The following is a 9480-nucleotide window of genomic DNA, read 5'->3' on the forward strand; positions in this document are numbered from 1 at the left end:
GTACCGCGACCGTGTCGGCCATCTCATGACCGACGTCGACGCCGACCCGTGGGCGGTCGGCGTGCCGGTGCTGTCCGGGCACCGCCTCGCCGGCGGCCCGGGGATCCTCGCGCCCGGCCACGCGTCCGTGCTCACCGAGCGGGTGCCCGCCGCGGCCCCCGAGGCGGGCTCGCACGTGCGCCAGCTCCTGGTGCACCACGTCCGCGACGCCGACGCCCCCACCGAGCACCGGCTCCAGGTGCGGCGGCTGGTGTGGACGCACGACGGCTGGCCGCTCGTCGCCCCGCAGCCCTGGGCCGGCGCCGAGCGGGAGGTGGACGACGTCTCGCGCTGGCCGGCCGACCCTGCCGTCCTCGACGGCACGTGGGAGCGCCTCACCCCGGGCACCGACCCGACGCACGTGCAGGACGGCGGCGTCGGGCCGCTGGACGCCCGGACCGCGGTGCGGGCCCTGGGCGGCGGACGGTTCGCCTGGACCGCCCCCGACGGCGCGGCCGTCTCCGCCGTCGTGCACCCGGCGTGGGACGGCGTCCGCTGCCGCTCCACCCTGTGCCTCGAGGCGCTCGACGACGCGGGTCGCGTCACCCTCGCGACGAGGCTCCCGTGACGGCTCCCGCACCGGACCGCACCGGACCTGCGGAGGGCGCGGTGCGCACCGCCGTCGCCGAGGCGGAGGTGCCCGGCTGGGCGGGCGGCGTCATGCTCGCGCTGCGCTGGGCGACGCTCCTCGTCGAGGTCTCCGCCATGGTGGTGCTGGGCACCCTCGCCGGGGGCGTGCTGCTCGGCCTCGGCCCGGCGCTGCGCGCGAGCGGGGTCGTCGCCGCCCGGATGACGGCGGAGCCCACGCCGTGGCGGACGTTCTGGCGGACGTGGCGCGACGGCTTCGCCCGCACCGCCGCGCTCTTCGCCCCCGTCTGGGCGGTCGCCGGCCTGCTGTGGCTCGACGGCGCGGCGCTGGGCCTGCTCGACGGGTCGGGCCTCGTCGGCGGACCCGGTCGCGCGGTCCTCACCGGGGGCCTGCTGGCCGTCGGCGCGTGGGGCGCCGTCGTGCTCGCCTGCTGGCCGGTGGTGGTCGCGCGGTACGCGAGCGGGCCCGTGGCGACCTGGCGGCTCCTGCTGCTGCTCCCCCTGCTCGGCCCGGCGACGTCGCTCGCGGTCCTCGTGGTGGCCGCTGCCCTGCTCGCCGCCGTCTGGGCGCTGCCGCTCCTGGCCGTGCTGGTCGGCCCCGGCTTCTGGCTGTGGGCCACCGGCCGCCTCGCCGCCGACCGGCTCGACCGGATCGACGCCCAGGTCTCGGGAGGCCCCGCGGCCTGACCCAGAGTTCCACAAGAACTCTTGTACAACATCTCTTGTGGGTCTACGGTGGCGGGATGACGCAGCCACCCACCTCTCCCGAGGGCACCCCGCAGGACGGCGCACCCGACCCGCAGCAGGGCGTGCGCACCGTCACCGAGGCGAAGGCGCTCGCCGCCCTCGCCAACCCGTACCGCGCCCGCCTCATGGACGCGCTCAAGGTCGACGGTCCTTCCACCGCGTCCGCGCTCGCGCGCCGCACCGGGCAGGCCGTCGGCAGCGCCAGCCACCACCTCAAGGTGCTGCACGACGCCGGCCTCGTCGCCGAGGCCCCCGAGCTGGCCCGCGACCGCCGCGAGCGCTGGTGGCGCCTCGTCGCGCCGCGGCTGCGCTGGTCGCGCCAGGAGTTCGCCGGGGACTCCGCGGCCGTCACCGCCGCCCAGGCCGCCGAGGCGCTCCACCTCCAGCGCCAGTTCGACCGGGTCCGGGAGTGGCAGGCGAACGCCGGCTCGGCTCCCGAGTGGGACGGGGCCGCGTTCGCGACCGAGACGTGGGTGCACCTGTCCCCCGCCGAGCTCGTCGCGCTGGGCGAGGAGATCACGGCCGTCCTCGTGCGCTGGGCCGAGCGCCCGCGCCCGGACGACGGCGTCGAGCGCGAGCCCGTGCTCGTCTTCGGCCGCGGGTTCCCCGCCCAGCCATGACCGCCACCACGGGCCGCCGCGCCGCCACGGCCGGCGCCGCCGTCGTCCCGCTCGCGCGCAACCGCGGCTTCCGGCGGCTCTGGGTGGGCGAGGGCGTCAGCGTGCTGGGCAACGCCACCACGTCGGTGCTGCTCCCCCTCGTCGCGGTGCTCGAGCTCGACGCCGGGGCCGCGGTGGTCGGCCTGCTCACGGCGGCGGCGTGGCTGCCGTGGCTCGTGATCGGCCTGCCCGCCGGCGCGTGGGTCGACCGGCTCCCGGCACGGGCCGTGATGATCGTGGCCGACCTGGTGGCCGCCGTCGCCGTCGGCAGCGTCCCCGTCGCCGCCGCGCTCGACGCGCTGACCCTGCCGCACCTCGTCGGCGCCGCGCTCGCCGCGGGCGTCAGCACCGTCTTCTTCCGCACCGCCTACACCGTCTTCCTCCCCCAGATCGTGCCCGACGAGCAGCTCGAGGCCGCGAACGCGCGCCTGCTCGGCACGGAGTCGGGCATGCAGGTGGCGGGGCCGGGGATCGGCGGCGCGATGGCGCAGGCCCTCGGCGCCGCCGCCGGGCTGGCCCTGGACGCGGCGAGCTTCCTCGTCTCGGCCCTCTGCCTCTGGCGCGTCCGACCGGTGCGGCAGCCCGAGCGGCCGCCCCAGGCGCCGCTACGGGTGCGCATCCGCGAGGGCGTGGCGTTCGTGGCCTCCGACCGCTACCTGCGCTGGTTCGTCGTCGTGGGCGGGATCTCCAACTTCGGCCTCACCGGGTACACCGCGCTGCTCGTGCTGTTCCTCGTGGACACCGTCGGCCTCGGCCCGTCCGCGCTGGGCGTCGTGATGACCGTCGGCGCGTGCGGCGGGCTGCTCGGCGCGACCGTGGCCACCTGGCTCAGCCGGCGCCTCGGCAGCGCCCGCGCCACGGTGCTGCTCATCGTCGCCGGCGGGCCGCCCGCGCTCCTGGTGGGCCTCGGGGGCGGCGGCGCGCAGGTCGCGTGGACCGTCGCCGGCCTCTTCCTGGTCGGGCTCGCGGTCGTCTCCGGGAACGTGCTGCGCGGGGCCTGGCGGCAGCGCTACGTGCCGCAGCCCCTGATGGGTCGCGTCGTCACGACCAGCCAGTTCGTCAACTTCGGCACGATGCCGCTCGCCGGGCTCGCCGCAGGGGCCCTGGGCGAGGTGCTCGGCGTGCGCGAGACCGTGCTGCTCATGGCGGCCGTGCACTGCGCCGCCTGCCTCAGCGCGCTGCGCAGCCCGCTGCGCGGCCTGCGGGAGATGCCGGCACCTCGGGAGATGCCGCCGGTCGTCACGCCGTCGCGCTGACCGGCGACCCGATCTCCTCGTTGCCGCCCGGCTGGACGGCCACCACCTTCTCCATGCCCTCCGCGGCGTCGCCGGTGGACTCCCGGCCCACGACGCGCGAGTCCGGGATCACCCGGCGGAACGGACGCTCGTCACCACCGGCGATCCGCTCGACGAGCAGGTCCACCGCCGTGCGGGCGATCTGCTCGCGCCCCGGGTCCACGGAGCTGAGGGTCGGCACGGAGTACCGCACGTCGTCGACGTCGTCGAAGCCGATCAGCGCGACGTCGCCCGGCACCTCGATCCGGCGGGCGTGCAGCGCGTGCAGCGCGCCCAGGGCCATCGCGTCGTTGAGGGCGAAGACGGCGTCGATCTCGACGCCGGAGTCGAGCAGCCGCGCCATCGCCTCCGATCCGGTCGAGCGGTGCCACAGCCCGGCCTCGGAGACCAGCGCGGGGTCGTACGGGAGCCCGGCGGCCTCCAGACCCTGCCGGTAGCCCTCGGTCCGCAGGGCGGCGGAGCCGACCAGCTCGCCCTCGTGCGCGCCGACGACCGCGATCCGCGTCCGGCCCAGCGACGCCAGGTGCAGGGTGGCGGCGCGCGCCGCGGCCACGTTGTTCATCGTCACGTGGTCGGCGGGGGCGTCGAAGACGCGCTCGCCCAGCACCACCAGCGGGAAGTCGACCTCGAACAGCCCGACGTCGTCCTGCCCGAGCGCCAGCGGCGAGAAGATCACGCCGTCCGTGAGGTGGCGCCGGCGGCCGTCGAGCAGCTCGATCTCGCGCTCGCGCACCGACCCTGTCTGCTCGATGAGCACGGTGAGGCCCTGCTCCTCCGCCGAGCGGATCACGGAGTCCGCGAGCTCCGCGAAGTACGGGAGCTTGAGCTCCGGCACGGCCAGGGTGATCATGTCCGTGCGCTGCGTGCGCAGGTTGCGGGCCGTGGTGTTGAGGCGGTAGCCGAGGTGCTCGATCGCCTCCTCGACACGCCGGCGCGTCTCGGGCCGGATGTGCGGGTACCCGTTGACGACGTTCGACACCGTCTTGATCGACACGTCCGCCCGCTGGGCCACGTCGTGCATGGTCACGCGCATGCCGCTCACCTCCCCGTTCGCCCCCCACAGCGTAGGGCACCGGCCGCACGGCGCGGCCGCCCGGCCGGCGCGACGACGGTCACTTGATCGACCCCAGGGACAGGCCGCCCTGCCAGTACTTCTGCAGGGCGAGGAATGCCACGATCAGCGGCAGGATCGACACGAGCGCGCCGGTGGTGATGAGGTTCCACACCTGCTCGCCGCCCGCGCCCGCGTTCGACAGCGCCTGCCACTGGTTGATGCCCACCGTGACGGGCAGCAGCTGCGGGTCGCGCAGCACCGCCAGCGGGAGGAAGAAGTTGTTCCACGTCGCGACGGTCGTCAGCAGCAGGACCGTGACGAACGCCGGCCGCAGCAGCGGCAGCGCGACGCGGAAGAACAGGCGCAGCTCCCCCGCGCCGTCGACCCGCCCGGCGTCGAGCATCTCGTCCGGGATGGCGTCGACGGCGTACACGCGCACGAGGTAGACGCCGATCGGGCTGAGCAGCGACGGCAGGATCACGGCCCACATCGTGTTGATCATGCCGAGCTGGCTGAGCAGCACGAACGTCGGGATGGTCAGCGCCGTGAGCGGCACCATCACGGAGCCCAGCAGCATGGAGAAGTAGAGGTTGCGGCCGCGGAACCGGTACTTGGCCAGGGCGTACCCGGCCAGCACGGCGAGCACCGTGGACCCCACGCCGCCGACGATCGCGTACACGAACGAGTTGCGCATCCACGTCCAGTAGATGCCGCCCTGGTACGTGAACAGCTGCTTCACGTTGTCCCACAGCGCGAACTCGTCGTTGAACCACAGAGCACCGCCGGAGCCCACGAACAGGCCGCTGTTCGACTTCGTGGACCCGACGACGAGCCACCACAGCGGCACGACGAAGTAGAGCACCGCGAGGAGCAGGAACACGTGGGAGCCGACCCGGCGCTGTCGCGGCCGGCGCGCGGGGGTCTGCTGCGTCGTCACGGTCGTCATCACTTCAGTCCGCTCTGCTTGCGGGTGGCGTACAGGAAGACGTACGACCCGATGAACACGAGGATCCCCAGCGCGAACGCGATCGTGGAGGCGTAGTTGAACTGGCTGTAGGAGAACGCCATCGAGTACGCGTACATGTTCGGGGTGTAGGTGGTGGGGATCGCGCCCTGCGCGACCGACCGCAGCACCGTCGGCTCGGTGAAGAACTGCAGGGTGCCGATGAGCGCGAACACCACGATCATCACCATCGACGAGGCGATCATCGGGATCTTGATCCGGAACGCGATCGCCCAGTTCCCGGCGCCGTCGAGCCTGGCGGCCTCGTACACCGACGGGTCGATCGCCCGCAGCGCGGCGTAGACGATGATCATGTAGTAGCCCACCCACTGCCAGGTCACGATGTTGACCAGCGAGCCGAACACGAGGTCGCGGCTGAGGAAGTCGGGCGCAGCCAGGCCGAAGAGCCCGAAGACGTCGTTCGCGGGGCCGAACCGCGGGCTGTACAGGAAGCCCCACATGAGCGCGCCGATGACGGCGGGGATGGCGTACGGCACGAAGACGAGCAGCCGCGACGCCTTCGACAGGCGGGTGGCCAGCGTGTCGAGCACGAGCGCGATCGCCACGGCGAGGCCGATCTGGATCGGCACCATGACGAGCACGAACCGGCCCACCCGCGCCATGCCGGACAGGAAGTCCGCGTCGGTGAACACGCGCACGTAGTTGGCCACGCCGGTGAAGACGCTCTCGCCCCCGGTCGCGATGCCCTTGGTGTGCAGGCTGAGCCAGAAGGCGTACCCGAGCGGCACCAGCAGGAACAGCACGAACACGACCGTGAACGGGGCGAGGAACAACCAGCCCCACCACTGCCGCTTCGTGTCGAGCAGGCTCTGCCCGCGTCGTCCGCCCGCGGCGCGGACGCGCTGCGCCGTCGCCGGCGCGGCGGAAGTCGTCGAGGTCGTCACGGAGCCCCCTCCGGTCGGTGCGGTGCTTGTCGACCCTGTGCTTGTCGATCCTGTGCGCGTCATCGGACCGTGAACCCCTGCTGCTCGGCGTAGCGCACCAGGCTGTCCTGGATGGTCGCCAGCGCGTCGGCGGCGGTCGAGTCGCCCTCGACCATGTCGTAGAGGGCCATGGTCTGGCGGTCGTACGCGTACACCTGGAACGGGCTGAACGTGAAGCCCGGGTACCGGGCCGCCGCGTCGAGGAAGACGTCGCGGTTGACCTGCTGGCCGCCGAAGAACGGGTAGCGGCGGTCGGTGAACCACGGCGCGTCGAGCGCGAGGTTCCACAGCGGGAACAGGCCGGCGTCCTCGACGCCGATCTTCCACGTCTCCTCGTCGTCGAACAGCTCCATCGCGACGGTGGCGGCCGCCTCGGGGTCCGTGGCCTGGGAGGTGACCGCGAGCGCCGAGCCGCCCTGGTTCACCTGGACCGGGTTCGCCGGGTCCCACTGCGGCAGCGGCGCGGCCTTCCACTCGGCGCCGGAGTCGGCGTCCGACAGCCCCTCGAGGTAGCCCGGGCCCCACGCGGCGGCGATGTAGACGGCGTAGGTGCCGTCCACCAGGGACGTGTTGTAGTCGCTGGTGAAGGCGTCGTCGCTCGACACGAGGCCGCGGTCGATGAGGTCCTCCCAGTAGGACAGGACGTGGCGCGCCTCGGGCGTGTCGACGGCGATGCCGATCTGGTCGCGCTGTGCCGGGTCGTAGGCGAACGGTGCCCAGCCGGCCTGCGCGAACAGCGCGTAGTTGAACGCGCCGCCGTTCGTGGCGTAGTTGGTGATGTAGCCGTCGTAGCCGGCGTCGCGCAGGTCCTGCGCGGCCTGGGCGAACTGGTCCCAGGTGGTGGGCGGCTCGACGCCGTACGTCTCGAAGATGTCGGCCCGGTAGAGCATGCCGACGGGGCCGCCGTCGACGGGGACGGCGAACACCGAGTCCCCGGAGGAGACGTCGGACCAGGCGCCCGCCGGGAACTGGTCCTCGAGCTCGGCCGCGCCGTACGGCGCGAGGTCGGCGAGCCCGTCGAGGATCGTGTAGGTCGGCAGGATCTCGGACTCGAGCTGGATGACGTCGGGCGCGCCGGTCCCCGCCTCGAGGGCGGTGGAGAACTTGCCGTACTCGTCGGCGCCCTGGCCCGCGTTGGTCCAGCAGATCTGGACGTCGTCGTGCTGGTCGTTGAACGTGTCCACGATCTGCTCGACGGCGGGGTACCAGGCCCAGAGGGTGACGCGGGTGGCGTCGGGCTTGGTGATCTCGTTGGTGCAGCTCGTGTGGTTCGCCGGGCCGGCGTCGTCGCCGGGCGCGCACGCCGCGAGCGACAGGCCGGCCAGACCGGCGACCGTCGCCGCCACGGCGCGTCGCAAGCCTCTGCGCATGCCGATTCCTCCTCGAGTCGTCCGGACCCAGATCCTCCTGGGCCGATTGGTGCCGCGCGCGGCGACCGTGGTTGACTCTACATCGTTGTACACGGTGGCTTCACCATCGCCCACTTCGACGAGGAACGTGAGACCCATGACGGCTCCCCACACCGATGCCCGCCCCGCCCCCGCCGCTCCCGACCACGCCCCCGGCGCCGCCGCAGGCGCCCGCGTCACCCTGCACCCCGACTTCCGCCGCGGCGCCGTCGACCGACGCCTGTTCGGCTCGTTCGTCGAGCACCTCGGCCGTGCCGTGTACACCGGCATCTACGAGCCGGGTCACCCCGCCGCGGACGAGCACGGCTTCCGCCGCGACGTCGCGGACCTGGTCCACGAGCTGGGCGTGCCGATGGTGCGCTACCCCGGCGGCAACTTCGTCTCGAACTACGTGTGGGAGGACGCCGTCGGCCCGGTCGAGCAGCGCAAGCCGTTCCTCGACCTCGCCTGGCGCACCGTCGAGCCGAACCTCGTCGGCACCGACGAGTTCCTGCAGTGGGCCGAGCGCGAGGGGGTCGAGCCGATGATGGCGGTCAACCTCGGCACCCGCGGCGTCGACGCCGCGGCCGCCCTGGTCGAGTACTGCAACGGCGAGGCCGGCACCCGGTGGGCCGACCTGCGCATCGCCAACGGCCGCGAGAAGCCCTACGGCGTGACGCTGTGGTGCCTCGGCAACGAGATGGACGGCCCGTGGCAGATCGGGCAGAAGGACGCTCACGAGTACGGCAAGCTCGCCGCCGAGGCCGGCAAGGCGATGAAGCTCGTCGACCCGTCGATCTCGCTGATCGTGTGCGGCTCGTCGTCCATGCAGATGCCGACGTTCGGCGAGTGGGAGCGCACCGTCCTGTCGTACACGTACGACCTGGTGGACCACATCTCCATGCACGCCTACTACGAGGAGATCGACGGCGACCGCGCGTCCTTCCTCGCGTCGGGCACCGCCATGGACCGGTTCATCGACCGGGTCGTCGCCTCGGCGGACGCCGTCGGCGCCGAGCGGCGCAGCGACAAGGCCATCACCATCAGCTTCGACGAGTGGAACGTCTGGTACAACACCACCCGCTTCGGCGGCGAGGAGAACCTGCCGATCCAGCGCGACGCCCCGCGCATCATCGAGGACGTCTACTCCGGCCTCGACGCCGTCGTGGTGGGCGACCTCATGGTCACCCTGCTCAACCACGCCGACCGCGTGCCCGTCGCGTGCCTCGCGCAGCTCGTCAACGTCATCGCGCCGATCATGACCGCGCCGGGCGGCGAGGCGTGGCGCCAGCCCACGTTCCACCCGTTCGCGACGACGTCGCGCCTCGCCCGCGGCACGGCGCTCGACGTGCGCGTGGACGCGCCGACGTACGACACCGCGCAGCACGGCGCCGCGCCGGTCGTCACCGCCGCCGCGACGGTGGACGACGACGGCTCGCTCGGCCTGTTCCTCACCAACCGGTCCGACCGGGTGGTCGAGGTGGAGCTGGCCCACGTCGGCGCCGCGCTCGGCCTCACCGAGGGCTGGCAGATGGTGGCGGACCACGAGCCCGCCGTCGAGGGCCCGGAGCACGCCGCGAAGGTCGCCGAGGCCTGCTGGTCCACGGTCGACGTCGCCTCCGCCGCGACCGCCGGCGAGGGCGGCACCACCCGCGTGCGCCTCGCCCCCGAGTCCTGGACGGCGTTCGCCGGGACGTTCGCCCGCGCCTGAGCCGCCGCTGACGCCGCTCAGGCGGCGGTGCACCTTCCGAGGCCTCGGAAGG

General features: G+C 73.4%; 8 protein-coding genes and 1 pseudogene. 5 read left to right on the forward strand and 4 right to left on the reverse strand.

From position 1 onward, the window contains the following. The 4 genes and pseudogenes from ACFWEK_RS14310 to ACFWEK_RS14325 all read left to right on the forward strand — a co-directional run. Positions 1-607: pseudogene (locus ACFWEK_RS14310) on the forward strand (arabinan endo-1,5-alpha-L-arabinosidase); the annotation flags it as partial. After that, complete coding sequence (locus ACFWEK_RS14315; protein ID WP_430554479.1) at positions 604-1314, forward strand: DUF624 domain-containing protein; 711 nt, start codon at positions 604-606, stop codon at positions 1312-1314. The pseudogene ACFWEK_RS14310 and the gene ACFWEK_RS14315, both read left to right, overlap by 4 nt. Positions 1315-1370: 56 nt before the next feature. Further along, entirely contained in the window at positions 1371-1994 is a 624-nt protein-coding gene (locus tag ACFWEK_RS14320; protein ID WP_430546600.1) for an ArsR/SmtB family transcription factor, read from the forward strand. After that, positions 1991-3289: an MFS transporter gene (locus tag ACFWEK_RS14325; RefSeq protein WP_430554480.1), complete on the forward strand. Its 1299-nt coding sequence runs from the start codon at positions 1991-1993 to the stop codon at positions 3287-3289. Before ACFWEK_RS14320 ends, ACFWEK_RS14325 begins: the two co-directional genes overlap by 4 nt. Here ACFWEK_RS14325 and ACFWEK_RS14330 read toward each other — a convergent pair. From ACFWEK_RS14330 to ACFWEK_RS14345, 4 genes are all read right to left on the reverse strand, one after another. Then, on the reverse strand, positions 3273-4361 hold the full coding sequence (locus ACFWEK_RS14330) for a LacI family DNA-binding transcriptional regulator (RefSeq protein ID WP_430554481.1): 1089 nt from the start codon (positions 4359-4361) through the stop codon (positions 3273-3275). The genes ACFWEK_RS14325 and ACFWEK_RS14330 overlap by 17 nt on opposite strands. A gap of 79 nt (positions 4362-4440) precedes the next feature. Further along, complete coding sequence (locus ACFWEK_RS14335; RefSeq protein ID WP_430554482.1) at positions 4441-5328, reverse strand: carbohydrate ABC transporter permease; 888 nt, start codon at positions 5326-5328, stop codon at positions 4441-4443. Further along, the gene (locus tag ACFWEK_RS14340) at positions 5328-6290 is read right to left on the reverse strand and encodes a carbohydrate ABC transporter permease (protein WP_430546604.1); all 963 of its coding nucleotides are present in this window, start codon (positions 6288-6290) and stop codon (positions 5328-5330) included. Before ACFWEK_RS14340 ends, ACFWEK_RS14335 begins: the two co-directional genes overlap by 1 nt. A gap of 59 nt (positions 6291-6349) precedes the next feature. Next, positions 6350-7699: an ABC transporter substrate-binding protein gene (locus tag ACFWEK_RS14345; RefSeq protein ID WP_430554483.1), complete on the reverse strand. Its 1350-nt coding sequence runs from the start codon at positions 7697-7699 to the stop codon at positions 6350-6352. A gap of 136 nt (positions 7700-7835) precedes the next feature. Between ACFWEK_RS14345 and ACFWEK_RS14350 the strand changes: the two genes are divergently transcribed. Continuing rightward, a complete protein-coding gene (locus tag ACFWEK_RS14350; RefSeq protein WP_430554484.1) occupies positions 7836-9428 on the forward strand; it encodes an alpha-N-arabinofuranosidase in 1593 nt (530 codons plus the stop codon). Positions 9429-9480: the final 52 nt, after the last annotated feature.

Source organism: Isoptericola sp. NPDC060257 (assembly GCF_042726645.1).
Classification (GTDB): Bacteria; Actinomycetota; Actinomycetes; order Actinomycetales; family Cellulomonadaceae; genus Isoptericola; species Isoptericola nanjingensis.

Excerpts from the sequence above, each read along its gene's own strand:
- ACFWEK_RS14320 (WP_430546600.1), top strand. The coding sequence starts at position 1,371 with ATGACGCAGCCACCCACCTCTCCCGAGGGCACCCCGCAGGACGGCGCA.
- ACFWEK_RS14345 (WP_430554483.1), bottom strand. The coding sequence starts at position 7,699 with ATGCGCAGAGGCTTGCGACGCGCCGTGGCGGCGACGGTCGCCGGTCTG.
- ACFWEK_RS14335 (WP_430554482.1), bottom strand. The coding sequence starts at position 5,328 with ATGACGACCGTGACGACGCAGCAGACCCCCGCGCGCCGGCCGCGACAG.
- ACFWEK_RS14350 (WP_430554484.1), top strand. The coding sequence starts at position 7,836 with ATGACGGCTCCCCACACCGATGCCCGCCCCGCCCCCGCCGCTCCCGAC.
- ACFWEK_RS14330 (WP_430554481.1), bottom strand. The coding sequence starts at position 4,361 with ATGCGCGTGACCATGCACGACGTGGCCCAGCGGGCGGACGTGTCGATC.
- ACFWEK_RS14325 (WP_430554480.1), top strand. The coding sequence starts at position 1,991 with ATGACCGCCACCACGGGCCGCCGCGCCGCCACGGCCGGCGCCGCCGTC.